Origin of the sequence: Ruminococcus flavefaciens 007c, assembly GCF_000571935.1 — a bacterium.
GTDB classification, from domain to species: domain Bacteria; phylum Bacillota; class Clostridia; order Oscillospirales; family Ruminococcaceae; genus Ruminococcus; species Ruminococcus flavefaciens_F.
On record NZ_ATAX01000035.1, the window covers coordinates 45,475 to 65,860 of the forward strand.

The 20,386-nt window shown below is 49.0% G+C and carries 23 protein-coding genes; all 23 read left to right on the top strand.

The genetic code is table 11. From position 1 onward, the window contains the following. Nucleotides 1-129: 129 nt before the first annotated feature. The 23 genes from RF007C_RS14115 to RF007C_RS14225 all read left to right on the top strand — a co-directional run bounded on the left by RF007C_RS14115 (nt 130) and on the right by RF007C_RS14225 (nt 20,375). Nucleotides 130-414: a hypothetical protein gene (locus tag RF007C_RS14115; RefSeq protein WP_037300948.1), complete on the top strand. Its 285-nt coding sequence runs from the start codon at nt 130-132 to the stop codon at nt 412-414. A 157-nt stretch (nt 415-571) separates the two neighbouring features. Beyond that, on the top strand, nt 572-1,081 hold the full coding sequence (locus tag RF007C_RS14120) for a CYTH domain-containing protein (RefSeq protein ID WP_019680849.1): 510 nt from the start codon (nt 572-574) through the stop codon (nt 1,079-1,081). Nucleotides 1,082-1,086: 5 nt separating this feature from the next. After that, on the top strand, nt 1,087-2,055 hold the full coding sequence (locus RF007C_RS14125) for a PhoH family protein (RefSeq protein WP_037300951.1): 969 nt from the start codon (nt 1,087-1,089) through the stop codon (nt 2,053-2,055). Continuing rightward, a complete protein-coding gene (ybeY, locus tag RF007C_RS14130) occupies nt 2,048-2,560 on the top strand; it encodes an rRNA maturation RNase YbeY (RefSeq protein ID WP_026053048.1) in 513 nt (170 codons plus the stop codon). Before RF007C_RS14125 ends, ybeY begins: the two co-directional genes overlap by 8 nt. Next, on the top strand, nt 2,560-3,453 hold the full coding sequence (gene era, locus RF007C_RS14135) for a GTPase Era (protein WP_019680846.1): 894 nt from the start codon (nt 2,560-2,562) through the stop codon (nt 3,451-3,453). Before ybeY ends, era begins: the two co-directional genes overlap by 1 nt. A gap of 61 nt (nt 3,454-3,514) precedes the next feature. Beyond that, the gene (gene recO / locus RF007C_RS14140; RefSeq protein ID WP_037300955.1) at nt 3,515-4,273 is read left to right on the top strand and encodes a DNA repair protein RecO; all 759 of its coding nucleotides are present in this window, start codon (nt 3,515-3,517) and stop codon (nt 4,271-4,273) included. 58 nt (nt 4,274-4,331) lie between these two features. Then, entirely contained in the window at nt 4,332-6,722 is a 2,391-nt protein-coding gene (locus RF007C_RS14145; protein WP_037300958.1) for an endonuclease MutS2, read from the top strand. A gap of 21 nt (nt 6,723-6,743) precedes the next feature. After that, a complete protein-coding gene (locus RF007C_RS14150; RefSeq protein WP_037300961.1) occupies nt 6,744-8,651 on the top strand; it encodes a diguanylate cyclase domain-containing protein in 1,908 nt (635 codons plus the stop codon). Nucleotides 8,652-9,085: 434 nt separating this feature from the next. Next, the gene (speD, locus tag RF007C_RS14155; protein WP_019680842.1) at nt 9,086-9,856 is read left to right on the top strand and encodes an adenosylmethionine decarboxylase; all 771 of its coding nucleotides are present in this window, start codon (nt 9,086-9,088) and stop codon (nt 9,854-9,856) included. Further along, nucleotides 9,849-11,300: an aminotransferase class I/II-fold pyridoxal phosphate-dependent enzyme gene (locus tag RF007C_RS14160; RefSeq protein WP_019680841.1), complete on the top strand. Its 1,452-nt coding sequence runs from the start codon at nt 9,849-9,851 to the stop codon at nt 11,298-11,300. Before speD ends, RF007C_RS14160 begins: the two co-directional genes overlap by 8 nt. 77 nt (nt 11,301-11,377) lie before the next feature. After that, nucleotides 11,378-11,869, top strand: a complete 492-nt coding sequence (locus tag RF007C_RS14165; protein WP_026053047.1) for a hypothetical protein — start codon at nt 11,378-11,380, stop codon at nt 11,867-11,869. An 86-nt stretch (nt 11,870-11,955) separates the two neighbouring features. Beyond that, nucleotides 11,956-12,807, top strand: a complete 852-nt coding sequence (gene speE, locus RF007C_RS14170) for a polyamine aminopropyltransferase (protein ID WP_037300964.1) — start codon at nt 11,956-11,958, stop codon at nt 12,805-12,807. Further along, nucleotides 12,797-13,648: an agmatinase gene (gene speB / locus RF007C_RS14175; protein ID WP_019680839.1), complete on the top strand. Its 852-nt coding sequence runs from the start codon at nt 12,797-12,799 to the stop codon at nt 13,646-13,648. Before speE ends, speB begins: the two co-directional genes overlap by 11 nt. Further along, on the top strand, nt 13,645-14,259 hold the full coding sequence (locus tag RF007C_RS14180) for a DUF3592 domain-containing protein (protein ID WP_037300967.1): 615 nt from the start codon (nt 13,645-13,647) through the stop codon (nt 14,257-14,259). Before speB ends, RF007C_RS14180 begins: the two co-directional genes overlap by 4 nt. 30 nt (nt 14,260-14,289) lie before the next feature. Continuing rightward, nucleotides 14,290-14,859 carry a DUF3592 domain-containing protein gene (locus tag RF007C_RS14185; protein WP_019680837.1) on the top strand — a complete coding sequence of 190 codons (570 nt, stop codon included), beginning with the start codon at nt 14,290-14,292 and terminating at the stop codon, nt 14,857-14,859. A 20-nt stretch (nt 14,860-14,879) separates the two neighbouring features. Further along, nucleotides 14,880-15,338, top strand: coding sequence for a GNAT family N-acetyltransferase (locus tag RF007C_RS14190; RefSeq protein ID WP_019680836.1), 459 nt, complete (start codon nt 14,880-14,882; stop codon nt 15,336-15,338). Between the two features lie 17 nt (nt 15,339-15,355). Beyond that, nucleotides 15,356-15,757: a DUF3592 domain-containing protein gene (locus RF007C_RS14195; protein WP_019680835.1), complete on the top strand. Its 402-nt coding sequence runs from the start codon at nt 15,356-15,358 to the stop codon at nt 15,755-15,757. A gap of 12 nt (nt 15,758-15,769) precedes the next feature. Then, entirely contained in the window at nt 15,770-16,225 is a 456-nt protein-coding gene (locus RF007C_RS14200; protein WP_037300969.1) for a DUF3592 domain-containing protein, read from the top strand. A 3-nt stretch (nt 16,226-16,228) separates the two neighbouring features. Next, nucleotides 16,229-17,431, top strand: coding sequence for a saccharopine dehydrogenase family protein (locus tag RF007C_RS14205; protein WP_019680833.1), 1,203 nt, complete (start codon nt 16,229-16,231; stop codon nt 17,429-17,431). After that, the gene (locus tag RF007C_RS14210; RefSeq protein ID WP_051456688.1) at nt 17,431-17,919 is read left to right on the top strand and encodes a VanZ family protein; all 489 of its coding nucleotides are present in this window, start codon (nt 17,431-17,433) and stop codon (nt 17,917-17,919) included. The genes RF007C_RS14205 and RF007C_RS14210 overlap by 1 nt, the downstream gene beginning before the upstream one ends. Nucleotides 17,920-17,938: 19 nt before the next feature. Next, entirely contained in the window at nt 17,939-18,598 is a 660-nt protein-coding gene (locus RF007C_RS14215) for a peptidylprolyl isomerase (RefSeq protein ID WP_037300972.1), read from the top strand. Next, a complete protein-coding gene (nspC, locus tag RF007C_RS14220; RefSeq protein ID WP_037300975.1) occupies nt 18,599-19,726 on the top strand; it encodes a carboxynorspermidine decarboxylase in 1,128 nt (375 codons plus the stop codon). It begins immediately after the preceding gene. Between the two features lie 61 nt (nt 19,727-19,787). Further along, nucleotides 19,788-20,375: a histidine phosphatase family protein gene (locus RF007C_RS14225; protein WP_037300978.1), complete on the top strand. Its 588-nt coding sequence runs from the start codon at nt 19,788-19,790 to the stop codon at nt 20,373-20,375. Nucleotides 20,376-20,386 lie beyond the last annotated feature (11 nt).

The window sequence follows — 20,386 nt, forward strand, 5'->3', positions numbered from 1 at the left end:
GACTATTCCATTTCAGGAAAAAATGTAGTATAATAATATGTAAGTCTGTCTACGCAGGCTGCTCCTCTCCTGTGCGAGAAGGAATTTAGACGGCGAAAATGCCGAAAAACAGCCTTTGAGCTGAAATGTGTGGAATCTGACAAAAAAGTTGTGATGCAGCTTTTCTGTAAAGGGACATTTGTGGACGGAGACGATCCGAGATGCCCCGATGTTCTCGGTGCTTATCCCGATGAAGTGTGCCGCGGGATAGCTGCTCACGCAGGGGTCTCGGCACGTGCCGAGGACAATGCGCTTATAGTGGAAATACCGCTTCCCGACGGCGGTTCGCCCGCTGCCGCGGAGGCTCCTTCGGCAGAGCTGGGCAGAGGCTTTTTCAATGCCTTCAACATTATGCTGAAGAATCTGGACGACTGAAAATGATGGTATTGTGATGAAAAAGTAAAACTTAGCAATTTAGACAGAATAATCCGGAAATTTTGTTGACATTATTCAAAAAAAGTTGTATAATAGATATGTTGAAAGATTGGTACGGGAAAGCAGTAAAGACATTGTGTCTTTCGGAGAATTTTTTATGAGCAAAAAATATGAGATCGAACGCAAATTTCTGGTGGAGTTCCCCGACGTTTCTGAGCTGGACGTGAAGCGCAGGATAGGTATAATACAGACCTACCTCAACAGCAAGGACGGCACTCAGCGCAGAGTGAGATCGGTGGACGAGAACGGTAGAGTAAAATATACCTATACGGAAAAGGTGTTCCTTACACCTGTTACCCGTGAGGAGAATGAGTATGAGATAAGCGGCGAGGAGTACCGCAGCCTGCTCACTCAGAACCGCAGGGACTGCCCTCCTGTGGAGAAGGTGCGCTATTGCTTCGATTATCACGATCAGCTCTTTGAACTGGACACCTACCCGTTTTCGGACAAGCTGGCTATCATGGAGCTGGAGCTCGGTTCTCCCGAGCAGAAGATAGATTTCCCGAAGAATGTCAGAGTCCTCAGAGAGGTCTCGGATGACGGGAGATATTCAAATTCGGCTCTGGCTGCCGCAGGCGCTTTCCCCGAACAGCAGATTGGAGATTAATATTAATGTCAGAAAAATTCCTGACTGCCGACAGCCCCGAGCAGCTTTCCATGCTCTTCGGTCAGCTTGACGGCAATATCAGCAGAATACAAAAGGATTTCAATGTCACCGTCGTAAGCAGGGACGGAGGCATAAAAATAATCGGCGACGGCGATACCGACGGAGCTGAAAAGGCTATCCGCGCTCTTATGGATATGGCCAGAAGAGGCAATGCTGTCAGCGAACAGACCGTCCGCTACGTTACTTCCATGGTAGCGGAGGGCGTGGAGGAGGAGCTTCAGGAGCTGGGCGGCGACGGCATATGCGTCACTGCTTCGGGTAAGATACTCCGCCCCCGTACTGTGGGACAGAAACGGTATACCGACGCTATAAAAAACAATACCATAGTTCTCGGCATCGGCCCTGCGGGTACGGGTAAGACATACCTGGCTGTGGCTATGGCCGTAAAGGCCTTCCGCGAACACAAGATCAAGAAGATAATCCTTACCCGTCCTGCTGTTGAAGCAGGCGAGAAGCTGGGATTCCTTCCGGGTGATCTTCAGGATAAGGTGGATCCTTATCTCAGACCGCTCTATGACGCGCTTTTCGATATGTTCGGAGCAGAGAGCTTTGCAAGATATATGGAAAAAGGCATTATCGAGGTGGCTCCGCTGGCTTATATGCGCGGCCGTACCCTCGATGAGGCGTTCATTATCCTCGATGAGGCTCAGAATACTACCTCGGAACAGATCAAAATGTTCCTTACCAGACTGGGCAATGAGAGCCGTATGGTCATAACGGGCGATATTACCCAGATAGACCTCCCCGACAGCAGAAAATCGGGACTTGTGGAGGCCATTAAGGTGCTCAGGGGCATCGACGATATCGAGATACACCGTTTTACCGAGAAAGATGTGGTAAGACACAGACTTGTACAGGATATTATCAAGGCTTATGAAAAATATAATGAAGGGAGAAAGAATAATCATGGCTAAGTTAAAGGTATATGTCAAGAATAATCAGACTGAGGTGAAGGTGCCTGTGGGCATCAGACTGCTCATCAGAAGATGCTGCCAGGCTGTGCTCACAACAGAGAATTTCGGAAAGGACGCTGAAGTAAGCGTTTCATTCGTAAGCAATAACGAGATCAAGAATCTCAATAAGATATACAGAAATAAGGACGCCGTTACAGACGTTCTCTCATTCCCGCTCACAAGCGAAGACGGTACTGTGGAGATCAATCCCGAAACAGGCGCCGTTCAGCTGGGAGATGTTGTCATCTCTCTGGAAACAGCTGTAAAGCAGGCTCAGAACTTCGGTCACTCACTGGAGAGAGAGGTGGGCTTCCTTACAGTTCACTCAATGCTCCACCTGCTGGGATACGACCACGAGACAAGTCAGCTCGATCAGCGTATCATGCGCGAGAAAGAAGAGTCTGTACTTGAAAAGCTGGGCATCTCAAGAGATGCAACCTTCATTGTGAACGGAGAAAACAACTGATGTCAAGAACTGCTTTCGTTACCATCGCAGGACGTACCAACGCAGGCAAATCCTCACTCCTCAATGCCATTGTGGGAGAGAAGATAGCCTCCGTGAGCAGCAAGCCCCAGACCACCCGTACACGTATCACAGGTATTCGCAATATTGACGACGTTCAGCTGGTATTCTTCGATACCCCCGGACTTCACAAGCCCGTAAACAAGCTCAGCGAGCATATGCTGAATACCGTTAAGGAGTCCGTCAGCGACATCGACGCTGTGGTCTTCGTTATGGACTGTACAAAGAAGATAAATCAGCAGGAGCTGGATCTGCTGAAGTCCATGAATACTTCAAAAATGCCTGTAATACTTGTGCTCAACAAGATAGACCTGCTCAGGAACAAGGACGAGCTGGCTCCTGTTATAGCGGATCTCACTTCGAAGGTGAAGTTTCAGGCAGTAGTCCCCGTCAGCGTTACCGAAAACAGCGGAGTCGATATAGTCATCGATGAGATAATCGCTCTTGCGGAGGAGTCGGTGCACTTCTTCCCGGAGGATATGATAACCGATCAGCCCGAAAAGGTGCTGGCTGCGGAGATGATCCGCGAAAAGCTCCTTACCCTCCTCAGTGATGAGGTGCCTCACGGTATTGCCGTGGGCGTTGAGCAGATGAGCGAGCGCGAGGATAAGGATATCCTCGATATATCCGCTGTTATCTACTGTGAAAAGGAGTCCCACAAGGGCATTGTCATAGGTAAGGGCGGCGCTATGCTCAAAAAGGCTTCCACTGCGGCAAGGATAGAGCTGGAGGACTTCTTCCAGATCAAGGTAAACCTTAAATGCTGGGTGAAGGTCAAGGAGGACTGGCGAAACAGAGAGAACCTGATCCGCAGCTTCGGTCTTTCCGAGAAATGACCGTTATTCTCACAGGATCTGCGCAGTATCGTCTGCACGGTCCGCTTACAGGTATTGAAACATGACAACTGTTGAAGGCATTGTCCTTAAAGAACGTTCTGTGGGTGAACAGGACAAATTTATCGATATACTTACAGGAGAGAACGGAGTTCTTGAGGTTTCCGTGAAGGGCGCAAGAAAGATCAACGGAAAATCAGGGAGCTCTGCTCAGCTTCTGGCATATTCGCGGTTCTGCATTGACAAGAGAGGAAATTACCTCTATCTTAACAGCGCAGAACCGATACATATTTTTTACGGACTGCGTGATTCGCTGAGCAAGATCTCTCTTGCCTCGTATTTTGCCGAGGTCATGCGCTTCTGCATTAAGCCCGAGGCGCAGAACGGCGACATCCTGCGGCTTATGCTGAACTGTCTGCACTACCTGGAAAACAGCGGCAGGGGAGAGAGCTTCCTGAAGGCTTTGTTCGAGTTCAGACTCATGTCGGAGATAGGATATATGCCCGATGTGGTGGCTTGCAGAGGCTGCGGAGTGTATGAGCCGGAGGAGCTGTTTTTCTGTATCAGGGACGGCGGCTTTTTCTGTGCCGACTGCTTTGAGAATGACAGCGCTGCGGATTATATCAAGGTGGGACTGCCTGTGCTCAGCGCTGTGCGGCATATCGTGCTCGCCGACTTTGACAGGCTTTTCAATTTCCGTGTTTCGGAAAGAACTCAGGAGAAGCTTTCCGCACTGGCAGAGGCCTATATGCTCACCCATCTGGAACGCGGCTTCGGTACTCTTGATTTTTATAAATCGATCATGAGCGATCAGAAAACATAAAGGCTGAGAGCTGATGCGTCCACGGCTCAGGGCTATGAACAGAATTAAAAGGATAACTATGGATAAATATTTGAAAACACTTGAACTGGATAAGATCCTCGAAATGCTGGCGGAGCTGACCTCAAATGAGGAATCACGACGCCTGGCTCTGGCGGTTCGTCCCGACAACGACCTCGAAAGAGTGCGCTATGAGTGTCTTAAGACCTCTCAGGCACTGTCTCTTTCGGTTCAGTTCGGTACTCCGCCTTTCAGCAATTTCAAGGACATAAGCTCCGTGGCCGCAAGAGCTGCCTCGGGAGCTGTCATCTCGCTCCGCGACCTTATGGATATTGCCGCTATGCTGCGTCAGATAAAGGCTCTCGCGGACTGGTATGCACACTGCGAGAATATGGAGACTGAGCTCAGCTACCTCTTTTCAAGGCTTCAGCCCAATGACTGGCTGCTGGAAAAGCTGGAACGCTCCATAATCTCCGATAATGAGATAGCCGATGCCGCAAGTCCCGAACTTGCTGCTATACGCCGCAAGATAAACCGCGCAGGTATGCAGCTTCGCGAGACTCTCGACAAGATGATAAAAAACAAGACCACCCAGCAGTACCTTCAGGAGAGCAGCGTGACTATCCGTGACGGACGCTTCGTTCTTCCCGTAAAATCCGAGTACCGCGGTCAGGTAAGCGGACTTGTGCATGATACCTCGGCAACAGGACAGACTATTTTCGTGGAGCCTATGGCTATAGTTGAGGCCAATAACGATATTCGTATCCTCGAGGGCAAGGAACAGGAGGAGATAGAGCGCATCATCCGCGAGCTCTGCCGCGACTGCGGCGAATATGCGGAGATCCTTACGGAAAACTACAAAGTCTGCAATGAGCTCAATCTCTATTTTGCCAAATCAAATCTTGCGGCGAAGCTCCGCTGCTCGCTCCCGAATATTACCAACGACGGAAAAATGCATCTGAAAAAGGCCCGTCATCCCCTTATCGACAGGAACAAGGCCGTTCCCGTTGATATTGACCTGGGCGAGGACTATCAGGCGCTGATAATCACAGGTCCCAATACCGGCGGTAAAACAGTTTCACTGAAAACTGCGGGACTTCTGGCTGCCATGACTATGTGCGGTCTGCTCATACCCGTTGCAGACGGCAGCAGCATCTCCGTTTACGACCATATCCTTGCGGATATAGGCGACAGCCAGAGCATCGAACAGAACCTTTCCACTTTCTCCTCCCATACCAACAAGGTTATTGAGATACTGAAAACTGCCGATGAGCAGTCCCTTGTTCTCCTCGACGAGCTGGGCTCGGGAACCGACCCCGTGGAAGGTGCTGCCCTCGCCATAGCTATAATACGCCGCCTTATGGAAAACGGCGCAAAAATAATGGTAACTACCCACTATCAGGAGCTGAAGGTATTCGCTATCGACAGTGCGGGAGTTGAAAATGCTTCCTGTGAATTTGATATAGAGACTCTGCGTCCTACCTACAGGCTTATCGTAGGTTCACCGGGTAAGTCCAACGCCTTTGCCATATCCGAGAGCCTCGGTATGCCGTCGGATATAATCGATGAGGCGAGATCGGGCGTAAGTGAGGCAAATACCCGTCTGGAAGAGGTCATCGGCAAGCTGGAGGCTGCCCGTCTGGAGCTGGAGAAGCAGAGGGACGAAATACGCCGCCTCAGAGCAGAAACTGCCGAGCATGAGGAGGCGATCCGCAAGGAACGCGAACTTATCGAGGCCACCAAGGCTGAGGAGCTGGAAAAAGCAAGGCTTCGTGCCATGACTATCATCGAACAGACCAAGGCGGAGTCAAACGAGCTCATTGATGAGCTTGAAAGACTGCGCAAGGAAAAGGATAAAAAGGACTTCAGCGCCAATGTTTCGGGCATGAAATCAAGATCCAAGCAGAGCTTCAATAAAATGTACGACGCTGCAAATCCTGTGGACAAGCGTGATCCCAATGAGGGCTACGTGCTGCCGAGAAAGCTCCGCCGCGGGGATACCGTATATGTGGTTGACCTTCAGCGCAAAGGCATAATCTCGGGAGATCCCGATGGCAGTGACTTCGTATACGTCCAGATGGGCGTTATGAAAACGAAGATGAATATTTCCCGCCTTCGTCTTGAAGAGCCCGAAAAGGTCACTGTGGGCAATAAGTCCATTCGTCCCGCCCGCAAAATGAACAAGGTGGGCGTAAAGGCTGAGCGAAGAGGAAAAATGGAACTGGATATACGCGGCTGCGCCTGCGATGACGGAGTTTATCAGCTGGACGCTTTCATAGATCAGGCCGTTATGTCCAATATTTCTACTGTAACTATCATCCACGGAAAGGGTACGGGACTTCTCAGACAGGCCGTTCACAGGCGCCTGAAGTCTCATCCGTCGGTAAAGGCCTTCCGCCTGGGATTATTCGGCGAGGGCGAGGACGGAGTTACGGTGGCAGAGCTGAAATGATATGACAAGGGGGTGTGTGCTGTGAGGAAACTCAGAACCTTAGCGGTGATAGCCGCAGATGTTTTCAATGATTATATGAACCGTATACTGGTTGGCATTTCCGAGCAGTGCAGGCTCCTGGGATACGACGCGCTGACTTTCCTTATGGCTTTCAATATGGACAGCGGCAGTCTTATCCAGCACGGTGAGGAGAATATCTTCACCCTTATAAAAAAAGAATCGGTGGACGGCGTTATCCTCATGGCAGGAAATTTCGCCAGCCAGACTCTTGTCGAGAAATGCGTCAAGGAGTTCTCGGGCTGGGGGATACCCGTTATTGCGCTGGATTATGACTTCGGATTCTGCGAGAGCATCTATGCCGACGATTCGGAGCTGTTTGCGGAGATGACAGATCACCTCATCGAAAAGCACGGATGCAGACGTATCAGCTGCCTGACGGGTCCCGAGGGGAATGCCCCTGCCATGTCAAGGCTCAGTGCGTACAGAAAGTCCATGGAGCGCCACGGACTGGAAGTCCGCGATGATGATGTGATCTACGGCGATTTCTGGAAGATAACGGCTCAGCGTCTCGCAAAGGATATAATAGAAGGCAGGCGGGAGCGTCCCGACGCTGTTATATGCGCTAACGACGTTATGGCAAGGCATCTGTGCAATTCCGTGCTGAAGGGCGGCATAAATGTCCCCGATGATATGAAGATAGCAGGCTATGACGGTTCAAACGATGCCATTATGAATATACCGTCGATCTCTACGATCTCTCCCGAGAACGAGAGACTGGGAGCAAGGGCTGTATGCAGGCTCCATGAGCTTATTACAGGTGAAAAGGCGCAGATCTCGGAGGAGCTGCCTTCGGGAGAGCTGCTTTTTGCCCGTACCTGCGGATGCAGCACCGCTACGAAATATATCGTGGAGCACCGCGAATGTTACTACAACAGAGTTGAAAGGTTCGATAATTATTACAGCGGCAGCGGTATGCTCGAAAGACTTATGGGGAATGAGAACCTCGATGAGCTCCTCCGCAATCTCAACGGTTTCATATACACCATAAACGGACTGGATACCTATATGCTGTGCCTGTGCAAGAACTGGGACAACGTGGAGCAGCAGGAGGACGACTACGTAAGGGACGGCTATGCGGAGACTATGGAGGCAAGGTTCTTATATACCAGGAACCATGCTGATTTCCGCAACCGTGTTTTCCCGTCGGCGGATATACTCCCCGATTTTATGGACGAGCTTTGCGGAGAGCCTTCCATGTATTTCCTGCTTCCCGTGCATTTTATGGACCGATGCTTCGGTTATTCCGTTTTCAGGTTCGGTGATGTGCGGAACGCTGTGAGCAGTATATTCATGCAGTACAATAAGAATGTAAGCATCGCCCTGGAGTTTCTCCGCGTCCGTACAAAGCTTATAAGTATAAATCAGCGTATACTGATGAATTCCATTCGTGATACCCTGACGGGTATCTATAACCGCAAGGGCTTCAACCGATTCTCGGAGGGCATATTCAGAAAGGCTTCGGAGGAGGGGAAAATGCTCTTCGTTATGATCGGAGATCTGGATCAGCTGAAGATGATAAACGACAATTTCGGACATATAGAAGGGGATAACGCCATAACCGTGGCGGCAAATGCTCTTCAGAGCAGCTGCGAGCTCAATGAGGTCTGTGCAAGGATAGGCGGCGACGAATTCGCTATAATCGGCTGCGGGGACTACTCGGACGAGCAGATCAGCGAGCATATGGAGTATCTGCGGGGCTTCTTCGACAGATATAACGCTGATTCGGGCAAAAAGTACGAGGTCGGGCTCAGCCTCGGCTATTACCTCGGGGCTGCCAAGGCAGGCGAGGAGCTTGAAAAGTATATCAATATCGCAGATGAGATGATGTACGCCGACAAGGTAAGGAGAAAGAAGCTCAGAGAGAACTGAAAGCTGAGTATGACCTGCCTGCGGACGGTCTTTCACCTGCGTCTGATTATTATAATAATATCCCTGCTAAGTATTGACAAAAAAAGCAAAATATGATAGAATTAAATGAATTGCAAAAGAAGCTTCGGTTTCAGAGCAAGACTATTGACCACTCCATTTGGAGTCGAGGCCATACGGACAGCCGGGTCAAATGCCGACCGCCGAAAATTCGGCTGGCAACTTCTGTTGCCTTATTGATTCGACTGTGCGTCGATAAAGTTTTTATAAGTTCTCATCAGCTTGTGAAAGGTCAATAAGAGTAGTAAAAGGTAGTACTTGCTTATATAGACTCTGAAACCATTTATGAAGTTTCTGCGCTTACCGCATACGATATTTCATGCACACAACGGCTGATAAGGCCTTTTGTGTGCATTTTTGTTTAAAGGTGTGGTTTTATGGAGAATAAGCTCAAACTTTATGGATTCAATAACCTTACGAAGTCTCTAAGCTTCAATATCTACGATGTGTGTTATGCCAAGACTGCACGCTCGCAGCAGGAGTATATCGCCTATGTTGACGAGCAGTACAACTCGGAGCGTATAACCGATATAATGACTCATGTCACCGAGATGATAGGTGCTCAGGTGCTAAGCGTTTCAAGACAGGATTACGATCCTCAGGGCGCTTCCGCCACCTTCCTCATCGCCGATGATACCATGATACCCGCGGGAGGTACCGAGACTGTGGCTCACCTTGACAAGAGCCACGTTACCGTCCATACCTATCCCGAGTTCCACCCGGATACCTCTATCGCTACGTTCCGTGTGGACATCGACGTTGCGACCTGCGGCAAGATAACGCCTCTTACGGCTCTCGATTACCTCATCGGAAGCTTTGATTCGGATATTATCACCATGGATTACAGAGTCAGGGGCTTTACCCGCAATCTCGACGGCGAAAAGCTCTTTATTGATCACGACATCACCTCTATACAGAACTATATCGACGTAAAGATACTGGATAAGTATGACGCCGTAGATATAAATGTATACCAGGCTAATATGTTCCATACAAAGATGCTCATCAAGGAGCTCGATCTTCAGAATTATCTCTTCAATACAGATGTCAATGAGCTCCCGCCAAGGCGCAGGCTTGAGATAACCAATGCGCTCCAGCGGGAGATGATAGAAATATTCAGCGGAAGGAACGTGTTCGGAAATGGCTGAGCTTTCCCAGACAAATGCGCCTATATATGAGGCACTGAGAAAATTCCGCCGTATGAGAGTGGTTCCCTTTGATGTCCCGGGACACAAGAGGGGCAGAGGAAATATGGAGCTTACCGAGTTCCTCGGTGAGGACTGCATGAATGTGGACGTCAACTCCATGAAGCCTCTGGATAATCTCTGTCATCCCGTATCTGTCATAAAGGACGCGGAGGAGCTGGCTGCGGAGGCCTTCGGAGCCGCAAACGCCTTCTTTATGGTGGGAGGTACCACTTCAGCGGTACAGAGCATGATAATGTACGCCTGCAAGGAGGGCGACAAGATAATCATGCCGCGAAATGTTCACAGGAGCGCCATAAACGCTCTTATCATAACAGGTGCCGTGCCTGTTTACGTCAATCCCGACGTCAACAAGAAGCTCGGCATAGCCCTCGGTATGTCTGTGGCGCAGGTGGAGCAGGCTATCCTCGACAACCCTGACGCCAAGGCCATAATGGTGAACAATCCTACCTACTACGGTATATGCTCCGACCTCAGGAAGATAACGGAGCTGGCTCATGCCCACGGTATGCTGGTACTCGTTGACGAGGCTCACGGCACCCATTTCTACTTCGGTGAGAATTTCCCCGTGACGGCTATGGCGGCAGGCGCCGACTGTGCTTCGGTAAGTATGCACAAGTCGGGCGGAAGCCTTACACAGAGCTCCTTCCTGCTTCTCGGAAAGAATATCAACGCCGATTATATGCGTCAGGTGATAAACCTTACCCAGACCACAAGCGCTTCTTATCTGCTGCTGTCAAGCCTTGATATATCAAGAAAGAGACTGGCTCTCAGCGGCAGGGAGATATTCGCACAGACTGTGGAGATGGCTGAGTATGCACGCTCTGAGATAAACGAGATAGGCGGCTATTACGCCTATTCCCGTGAGCTGATAAACGGCGACAGCATATATGACTTTGATGTATCAAAGCTCAGTATCTATACTCTGCCGATCGGACTTGCGGGCATAGAGGTCTATGACCTGCTCCGCGACGAGTACGATATACAGATAGAATTCGGCGATATAGGAAATGTTCTCGCATATATCTCAGTAGGCGACAGGAAACGCGATATAGAGCGCCTTATAAGTGCCCTTGCGGAGATAAAGCGCCGCTTCGGCAAGGACGGAGCGGATATGCTGACTCAGGAATATATCAGTCCCGTTATCGCCGAGACTCCGCGAAAGGCCTTCTACGCCGACAAGCTCTCACTGCCTCTGGAGGAGACTGCGGGAGAGGTATGCAGCGAATTCGTTATGTGCTATCCGCCGGGTATACCCATACTTGCTCCGGGAGAGCTCATAACAGAGGAGATCATAGAATATATAAAATATGCCAAGGAAAAAGGCTGTCAGATGACAGGCACAGAAGATATAAATATCGAGAGACTCAATATTCTCGACTTCTGAGGTAATAAAACGCATACCGCGCTCAGGCGGAGGACGTTTTACTATATTATATTTTTTTGTTTAGAAAGGGTAAAAACATGAATATGAAGAAAATCGGAATCACAATGAATATCTTAATGGGCGTTACGCTCAGTTTCTTCCTCTCATTGGTGGGAAACCTTACCGCAGAGGGCGGCTTCAAGCTCGTGCCGTTTCTCGCAAGCTTTGTACTCAGTACGGTCATCAGCCTTATCATCGGCTTTGTGATACCTATGAGAAAGATAGAGAACAGCGCAGTAAAGGCTATGGGACTCAATGAGCGCAGCCTTCCCGCAAATCTCATTTCTGCTCTTATATCCGATCTTATTTATACACCCGTTATAACACTGGCAATGATAGTGCTTGCACGCAAAATGGCTATGAAGATGAGCAACGGTCACGCAGTTCTTCCGCCTTTTGCGGCAATGTTCGTAAAGTCGCTCATAATAAGCCTTATAGTGGCTTATGTCATCATCCTCATTGCAACTCCTCTCTATCTGAAGCTTTCAATGAAGCTTGCAGGTGTGAACCCGCCTTCTGACAGATCCTGATCTGCGGGCGATATGACGGACAAGGGCAGGCAGCTATGCCGAAAATGGAGGCTGCTGCTCTTTTATAACCGAAAAGGAGGTATAGTATGGAATTATGGTTCACGGAGAGACATACTCCGAATGTTAAATTTTCAATAAAGGTAGATCATCAGCTTTACAGCGGAAACAGCGAATTCCAGCGTATAGACGTATTCGATTCAAAGGAGTTCGGACGCTTCCTCACTCTTGACGGCTATATGATGCTGACGGAAAAGGACGAGTTCATCTATCATGAGATGATAACCCATGTTCCCATGTCTGTACACCCTGCACCAAAGAATATTCTTGTTATCGGCGCGGGCGACGGAGGCGTAGTCCGTGAGCTCACAAGATATCCATCGGTAGAGTCCATCGATCTGGTTGAGATCGACGAGCTGGTGGTAGAGGTATGCAAGAAGTACCTTCCCACTACCGCCTGCCGCTTTGACGATCCGAGAGTAAATGTATTCTACGAGGACGGCGTCAAGTTTATCCGTCGCTGCAACGATCAGTACGACGTTATAATAGTGGACTCCACCGATCCTTTCGGCCCCGGAGAGGGACTTTTTACCAAGGAATTCTACGGAAGCTGCTTCAAGGCTCTCCGTGACGACGGCATCATGGTAAATCAGCATGAGAGCCCCTTCTATGACGAGGATGCCGCAGCTATGCAGCGCTCACACAAGCGTATAGTCGAGAGCTTCCCCATAAGCAAGGTCTATCAGGCACATATCCCCACATATCCTTCGGGACACTGGCTCTTCGGATTTGCTTCAAAGAAATATCACCCCACAAACGACTACAACGGCACTAAATGGAGTATGCTTGGCATAAAGACAAGATACTACAATCCGAGACTTCATACGGGAGCATTTGCCCTTCCGTGCTATGTAGAGGAGCTTCTTAGAGATGTTGAATAAGAATATACAGACATTCATCGCCTGCGACAGCGAATACGAGGACTCAAAGATCGTTCTTTTCGGCGCAGGCTTCGACGGTACCACAAGCTTCCGTCCGGGTACGAGGTTCGCACCCTCGGCCATAAGGAACGAGAGCTTCGGTATCGAGACATACAGTCCTTACCAGAATAAGGATATGACGGATTACAGCTATTTTGACAGCGGTGACCTGGAGCTTCCCTTCGGCAGCACCGACTCCGCCATAGACGATATAGCCGCACGTGCGGATCAGATACTTAAAGACGGCAAGCTTCCCTTTATGATCGGCGGCGAGCACCTGGTCACACTGGGCACGGTCAGGGCTGTCAGCGACAGATACAAGGATCTTTGCATAGTGCATTTTGACGCTCACGCAGACCTCAGAGACGACTATCTGGGACAGAAGATGTCTCATGCCTGCGTTCTGAGGCGCTGCCATGAGATAGTCGGCGACGACCATATCTTCCAGTTCGGCATACGCAGCGGCGACCGCGAGGAGTTCTTCTTTGCGGACGAGCATACCGAAATGCACAGGTTCAGCTTTGACGGGCTTGAAGAGACCGTGGAAAAGCTTAGGGGCAGGGACGTTTACTTTACCCTTGACCTTGATGTGCTGGATCCTTCCATATTCCCGGGTACAGGTACTCCCGAGGCAGGCGGAGTTACCTTCGATGAACTGAGGAAGGCTGTTACTCTGGTATGCAGCAGACTCAACATCGTAGGCTGCGATGTGAACGAGCTGAGTCCCGTTTACGACCAGAGCGGCGTATCCACGGCAGTTGCCTGCAAGATCATAAGGGAGATGCTCCTTGCTTTATCATGAATAGCGATTATAACAACGATTTTGAATTTCAGCCTCAGCCAAAGAAAAAAAACAGCTCCACCACCATTGTTCTCCTCGTTATCGGTCTGTTTTTTGTCTGCTCATGTTGCTGCCCCATTATCTCAATGGCCGCTCAGGTCCTGCTAAGTATGAGAGGGGAAGCGGATAGGGAGATCGCTGAGTATAATACTCCCGTCAATGCCATGGTCGTCGATATCAAAACCGAGACTAATGAGAGGCATCCGGACAGAATAAAATATACATTTACCTATGAATATGAGTACAACGGCACTAAATACCGCAGCGATTTTCAGAGAAAAATGAAAAAGCGCTACCGCAACGAGGGAGATCAGGTCGAGATAAAGATCAATCCGAATTCTCCAGAGGATTTCTATGATCCCATTTTTCTTGATGATATCCTGAAGCAGGAACATCTCTTAGCAATGGTGCTTGCCATGGTGGTAATCATACCGACGCTGTTTATTTTCGGCGCGTTGATCCTGCTTGTTTCAAAGATGAAAAAGAATAATAAGATCAAAAATGATATGGATTATATCGACACAGGTATCTCTGAAGACAATTACTATGATCCCTATGACGATCACAGATGATACCGATGCTGTTTCACAGGGGGGAAAACTATGAACGATAACAGAAATGCACGCAAGATAGTTATTATAGTCTGCGTCGTTGTGATGATGATGGTAATAGCTCTGGGCTCTGTAATGATAATACCGTTTTTTGCAATGAAAAAACTGGTGAATGATGCTGTCAACAACGATAATACCTTGTATAACGTGAATATCACCGCTGTTATAGCCGATAACATAACACGCCGCGATGACGACGGCAATACCGTCTATACTCCTGTATACGAATATGAGTATGAGGGCAAGACCTATCGTGCGAATGGTTCGGTCAGCTCCACCAACAGGAAGTATAACGAGGGCGATAAGGTCGAGATAATGATAAGCGGAAAATTCCCGGGAAGAATGATGGATCCCTCGTACAATCCGCAAACAATGATAAAAAAAGCCGGAAAAACCGTTTCAAAAGCGTTTCTGACCATAATTCTGGTGCCTATCGCGTTTATACTCATCGTTACGTCAATAATACTCGTTGTGGTATTGAAAAATTCCAGGGAATCAGAGGTTCGGGTGAGAGAGTCTGATTACGGTTATTCGGATCCCAACGATGATTACCGCGGCTGATACCCGCAGGAGGGAAGCTTATGAATATATTCAGAGCACAGAACGCTTCGGGACTTGTGGATATACGACTGAGATATCTCCGCGAGGACTTTCCTGATATGACCGACGCCGAGGCAGAGCATATAAAGGAAGGTCTGCCCCGATACTATGCCAAGCACCTTAATGATGACTTCTTCGCTTATATAGCCGAGGACGAGGGCAGGGTGATCGGCTCTGCTTTCCTGACGGTAACGGAGTTTCCGCCGAACACGAGCTTCCCGAACGGCAGAGTGGGAACGGTACTTAATGTATTTACAGAGGCAAGCCGCAGAAGGCAGGGCATAGCCACAGCCCTTATGGAGCTGCTCATTTCCGATGCAAAGAACATGGAGCTTGACTATATAGAGCTGAAAGCCTCGAAGGACGGCTATCCGCTTTACAGGAAGCTGGGCTTTGAAAAGAGCAGTTCGTCATTTACGCCTATGAAGCTTATTTTGTAAAAGGGGGCGGAATAACTATGAGAGGAGCACTGGTAGCAGCGGGCATAATGGCTCTGTTTGTTGTCATAGGACTGTCCGTGCTCATAGGTATGCTGATAACTAAGCTGAAATGCAGGGAAGAAGTGGAGGCTGTGGTAGACGAGCTGATACCAAATCATGACGGTGAAACAGGCCCTTCCTTTTATCCGGTATTCCTTTACAGATATGAGGGCGTCGATTACAGAAGAAAAAGCAATTTTGCCGCTTCCGCAAGCAAATTCAAGGTCGGTGATCCCGTAAAGCTGTTTGTGGATCCCGACAAGCCCGAAAAGTTCTATTGCCCCAGAGAGACCGCAAGCAAGGTGATAACCATTCTGCTCTTTACGGCATCAAGCGCTTTGATTTTGGCGTTTTTCTGGTTCGCTGACAAGAACGGATAAGGGTCGGTATTGATGAAACAAAAAAATAATAGTTTTGTTTGGGCCATAGTCGCTTTGTTACTGCTTTGCTTTGGCTTTGGTATGCTGGTGCTGATGTGGCGTGGCTTTGTAAGCAGATCCCAGCTGAAGTCAAGATGCAGTTATAAAACCACTGCTGTGGTAGAGGATCATGTCAGCATGAAAAAAGGCTATTATGAGGCAAGGCTCGGGTATGAATACAATGGAACTTACTACCGCATATTAAGCGAGCCACATCAAAATAAAATTTTTTACCCTCTTGGAGAAAAGGTAAAAATATATGTCGATCCGGACTCTCCGGATGTGATATATTGTCCTAGGGAAAACTTCTCTGTGGCATTTGTGTCATTAATTCTGTCTCCTTTTATTTTGGTACCTTTAGGGTTCGCTTTTGTGATTATAAAAATAATCTTTTTAAATAAAGAAGAAAATATGAATACGGAGGAATAAAAAATGGGAAAATGTATGATAATCGGCTGCGGAGGAGTTGCTTCCGTAGCTATCCACAAGTGCTGTCAGAACAGCGAGGTATTTGAGGGCATAATGATAGCAAGCCGTACAAAGTCAAAATGTGACGCGCTGAAGGAAAAGCTCCAGCCCACCACAAAGACTGTTATCGAGACCGCACAGGTAAACGCTGATAATGTTGACGAGCTGGTGGCTCTCATCAACAGCTACAAGCCCGATGTAGTCCTCAACCTTGCGCTCCCTTATCAGGATCTGACTATTATGGACGCCTGCCTCGCTACAAAGACTCACTATGTAGACACAGCCAACTATGAGCCCCTTGATACTGCTAAGTTCGAGTACAAGTGGCAGTGGGCCTACCGTGAAAGATTCGAGAAGGCCGGTATCACAGCCCTCCTCGGAAGCGGCTTCGATCCCGGTGTAACAGGCGTATTCTCCGCTTATGCCATGAAGCATGAGTTCGACGAGATAAACTATATCGATATACTCGACTGCAACGGCGGCGATCACGGCTATCCCTTCGCTACAAACTTCAACCCCGAGATAAATATCCGCGAGGTCTCAGCAAAGGGTAGCTACATCGAGGACGGCAAGTGGGTAGAGACAGAGCCTATGGAGATAAAGAGAGTATATAACTTCAAGGGCGTAGGCGAGAAGGATATGTACCTTCTTCATCATGAAGAGCTGGAGTCACTTGCTCTCAATATCAAGGGCATCAAGCGTATACGCTTCTTCATGACCTTCGGCCAGAGCTACCTTACACATCTCAAGTGCCTTGAGAACGTAGGTATGACATCTATCGAGCCTATAATGTACGAGGGCAGGGAGATAGTTCCTCTTCAGTTCCTGAAGGCTGTACTTCCCGATCCTGCTTCTCTCGGTCCGAGAACAGTGGGCAAGACCAATATCGGCTGTATCTTCCGCGGAAAGAAGGACGGCAAGGACAAGAACTACTACCTGTACAATATATGCGACCATCAGGAGTGCTACAGAGAGGTGGGCTCACAGGCTATCTCCTATACCACAGGCGTTCCCGCAATGATAGGCGCTATGATGATAATGACAGGCACATGGAAGAAGGCAGGAGTTTACAATATCGAGGAATTTGATCCCGATCCCTTCATGGAGGCTCTCAACAAGTGGGGACTCCCATGGGAAGAGGACTTCGATCCCACTCTCGTTGACTGATGAGAAAAAGCATAGACCGTATAGGCAGAGCGGCGGTATATATCTTTTTCGGAGTTTATGTCATCGCCGCTCTCTATTTGCTGTTTTTCATGAGGATAAGTATGTGGAAATACCTCACATACAGTGAGTATTTCCGCTATAATACAAATTTTATCCCTTTCAGGACCATTACGGAGTTTGCAGGTCTTTACCGACGCAATGATAAGGTCTACGGGGATATCTCTCTGGTGAATATCTGGGGCAATCTGGCGGTTTTCTTTCCAGCGGGGATTTTTTTCCCTGCAATATGGAAAAAGCAGCGCAGGTTTTGCACCTTCGCCCTTACTGCGGCGACAGTCATAATTGCTGTGGAGCTTTTACAGTTCCTCACCATGCGGGGAAGCTGCGACATTGATGATTTTATACTGAATTTTTGCGGAGCTGTCATCGGATTTTCACTTACAAGGCTTAAAATAGTCAGAAGGCTGACGTTTGTCGGCTCTGAATAGAAAACAGGAGGAAAAGAAAATGGAATTTTTCAAGAATTTAAAGAAGATAGTGGCAGTAGCCGCTGCAACTACAATGCTCGTACTTACAGGCTGCGGCAAGGAATCAGGCAACAGCAACCCGGGCACAACAACACCTGCTGCTTCACAGTCGGGCAATACCATCGTTGTAACGCTTTACCCCGAGCACGCACCTCTTACAGTTGCTAATTTTGAGAAGCTGGTAAATCAGGGCTTCTATAACGGCCTTACCTTCCACCGTGTAGTTGACGGATTCATGGCACAGGGCGGAGATCCCCTCGGCACAGGCATGGGCGGCAGCGACGAGACGATCAAGGGCGAATTCTCACAGAACGGCGTTGATAATCCCCTTTCACACCAGCGCGGCGTTATATCAATGGCCCGCAGTATGGATCCCGACAGTGCTTCCAGCCAGTTCTTTATCTGCTATGCAGACTGCTCGTTCCTTGACGGACAGTACGCTGCATTCGGCAACGTTACCGAGGGTATGGAGGTAGTTGACGACTTCCTTCAGGTTCCACGTTCAATGGGCGGCGACGGAGCTGTTTCTGCACCTAATTCACCCATAAAGATGGAAAAGGTAGAGATGATCGATCCCGACGAGAACGGACTCCCCAGAGTAAAGATCACTATGAACAACTTCCTCGAGGGCGTAAAGTAAATGTTTGATGTTAGAAAAGTGCCGACTCCCTGCTATATAGCGGATGAGCCGGCGCTTATCCATAATCTGGAGATACTCCGCGGAGTATCAGAGCGCACGGGAGCAAAGATACTCCTTGCGCAGAAGGCTTTTTCCTGCTACCATTTATACCCCATGATAGGCGAGTACCTGGCAGGTACGGCCTGCAGCGGGCTTTTTGAGGCAAGGCTGGGCTATGAGGAAATGGGAAAGGAAAACCACGTTTTTTCGGCAGCCTACCGTGAAAGCGAGATAGACGAGATAATATCATACTGCGGACATATCATATTCAATTCCTTTTCCCAGCTGGACAAGTACCGTGACCGTGTGCTTGCTGCGGGCAAAAAGATAGGTCTGCGTATAAATCCCGAATGTTCCACACAGGAGGGACATGAGATATACGATCCCTGCTCTCCGAAGTCAAGGCTGGGAATAACGCGCCGAAATTTCCGCACAGACGATCTTGCAGGCGTAACGGGAATTCACTTCCATACTCTCTGCGAGCAGAACTCCGATGACCTTGAGACTACTCTTGACGCCATAGAGGAGAAATTTGGGGATGTTCTTCCGCGTATGGAGTGGATAAACTTCGGCGGCGGCCATCATATTACCCGCGACGACTATGATATACCGCGGCTTGAAAGGTGCATACGCCGTATGCAGGATAAGTACGGCCTCGAGGTATTTCTCGAACCCGGAGAGGCTGTTGCCCTCAATGCGGGCTGGCTGGTGACGGAGGTCCTTGACCTGACAGAGAACGATATGCCCATAGCTATACTGGATACCTCCGCGGCCTGTCATATGCCCGATGTACTGGAAATGCCCTACCGTCCGCCCCTTATGGGTTCGGGAGAAAAGGGGGAGAAGAAGTACAGCTACCGTCTGGGCTCCCAGACCTGTCTGGCAGGCGACGTTATAGGGGAGTACTCCTTCGACGAGCCGCTCCATGTAGGCGACAGGCTGGTTTTCGGAGATATGGCTATATACTCCATGGTGAAGAACAATACCTTCAACGGTATGCCTCTGCCGGACATACTTCTGCTGAAAAAGGACGGCAGTTTTGAGGCCCTCCGCAGCTTCGGCTATTCGGATTTCAGGGAGAGACTGTAATGAACGCCATGAGCGAACGGTATGCCGGTGAGTTTCTTGACGAAAGAAAGGAGAAGATCAAATGACCAACATCTATTTTGTCCGCCATGCACAGCCCGATCATACCTGCACTGACGCAGCGCTCCGGCCTCTTACGGAGGAGGGGCAGAGAGATACAGCCGAGGTAGTACGCGCCATGAAGGATATACACATAGACTATGCCATTTCAAGTCCCTACAAGCGCAGCTATGACACCATAAAGAGTACTGCTGATGCACACGGACTGGATATAGACACCGACCACCGTCTTCACGAGCGGATGAGCGGAAAAAACAGCAATAATCCAGAGATGTTCCGCAGACGTTGGGCAGATCTCAGCTTCTGTGAAAGTGACGGCGAGTGTCTTCAGTCTGTAATGGACAGGAATATAGCAGCGGTGAACGACATACTTGACGCTCACAGAGACGAGAATATAATGGTGGGAACTCACGGAACGGCGCTCAGCACCATACTTCACTACTATGACAATAGCTTCGGAGCTGATGATTTCATGCGTATCATCGACTTTATGCCCTATATTATCAGGCTTAGTTTTGAGGGCAGGGAACTCGTTGAAAAAGAGGAGATACTCATAGTAGAGAAGGAATTCAAAGGCGGAAAGAACCATTAAAAACAAAAGGA

What these genes read in the sequence shown, in the direction of transcription:
- RF007C_RS14120 (WP_019680849.1), top strand. Translation starts at nt 572, where the DNA reads ATGAGCAAAAAATATGAGATCGAACGCAAATTTCTGGTGGAGTTCCCC.
- RF007C_RS14125 (WP_037300951.1), top strand. Translation starts at nt 1,087, where the DNA reads ATGTCAGAAAAATTCCTGACTGCCGACAGCCCCGAGCAGCTTTCCATG.
- ybeY (WP_026053048.1), top strand. Translation starts at nt 2,048, where the DNA reads ATGGCTAAGTTAAAGGTATATGTCAAGAATAATCAGACTGAGGTGAAG.
- era (WP_019680846.1), top strand. Translation starts at nt 2,560, where the DNA reads ATGTCAAGAACTGCTTTCGTTACCATCGCAGGACGTACCAACGCAGGC.
- recO (WP_037300955.1), top strand. Translation starts at nt 3,515, where the DNA reads ATGACAACTGTTGAAGGCATTGTCCTTAAAGAACGTTCTGTGGGTGAA.
- RF007C_RS14145 (WP_037300958.1), top strand. Translation starts at nt 4,332, where the DNA reads ATGGATAAATATTTGAAAACACTTGAACTGGATAAGATCCTCGAAATG.
- speD (WP_019680842.1), top strand. Translation starts at nt 9,086, where the DNA reads ATGGAGAATAAGCTCAAACTTTATGGATTCAATAACCTTACGAAGTCT.
- RF007C_RS14160 (WP_019680841.1), top strand. Translation starts at nt 9,849, where the DNA reads ATGGCTGAGCTTTCCCAGACAAATGCGCCTATATATGAGGCACTGAGA.
- RF007C_RS14165 (WP_026053047.1), top strand. Translation starts at nt 11,378, where the DNA reads ATGAATATGAAGAAAATCGGAATCACAATGAATATCTTAATGGGCGTT.
- speE (WP_037300964.1), top strand. Translation starts at nt 11,956, where the DNA reads ATGGAATTATGGTTCACGGAGAGACATACTCCGAATGTTAAATTTTCA.
- speB (WP_019680839.1), top strand. Translation starts at nt 12,797, where the DNA reads ATGTTGAATAAGAATATACAGACATTCATCGCCTGCGACAGCGAATAC.
- RF007C_RS14180 (WP_037300967.1), top strand. Translation starts at nt 13,645, where the DNA reads ATGAATAGCGATTATAACAACGATTTTGAATTTCAGCCTCAGCCAAAG.
- RF007C_RS14185 (WP_019680837.1), top strand. Translation starts at nt 14,290, where the DNA reads ATGAACGATAACAGAAATGCACGCAAGATAGTTATTATAGTCTGCGTC.
- RF007C_RS14190 (WP_019680836.1), top strand. Translation starts at nt 14,880, where the DNA reads ATGAATATATTCAGAGCACAGAACGCTTCGGGACTTGTGGATATACGA.
- RF007C_RS14195 (WP_019680835.1), top strand. Translation starts at nt 15,356, where the DNA reads ATGAGAGGAGCACTGGTAGCAGCGGGCATAATGGCTCTGTTTGTTGTC.
- RF007C_RS14200 (WP_037300969.1), top strand. Translation starts at nt 15,770, where the DNA reads ATGAAACAAAAAAATAATAGTTTTGTTTGGGCCATAGTCGCTTTGTTA.
- RF007C_RS14205 (WP_019680833.1), top strand. Translation starts at nt 16,229, where the DNA reads ATGGGAAAATGTATGATAATCGGCTGCGGAGGAGTTGCTTCCGTAGCT.
- RF007C_RS14210 (WP_051456688.1), top strand. Translation starts at nt 17,431, where the DNA reads ATGAGAAAAAGCATAGACCGTATAGGCAGAGCGGCGGTATATATCTTT.
- RF007C_RS14215 (WP_037300972.1), top strand. Translation starts at nt 17,939, where the DNA reads ATGGAATTTTTCAAGAATTTAAAGAAGATAGTGGCAGTAGCCGCTGCA.
- nspC (WP_037300975.1), top strand. Translation starts at nt 18,599, where the DNA reads ATGTTTGATGTTAGAAAAGTGCCGACTCCCTGCTATATAGCGGATGAG.
- RF007C_RS14225 (WP_037300978.1), top strand. Translation starts at nt 19,788, where the DNA reads ATGACCAACATCTATTTTGTCCGCCATGCACAGCCCGATCATACCTGC.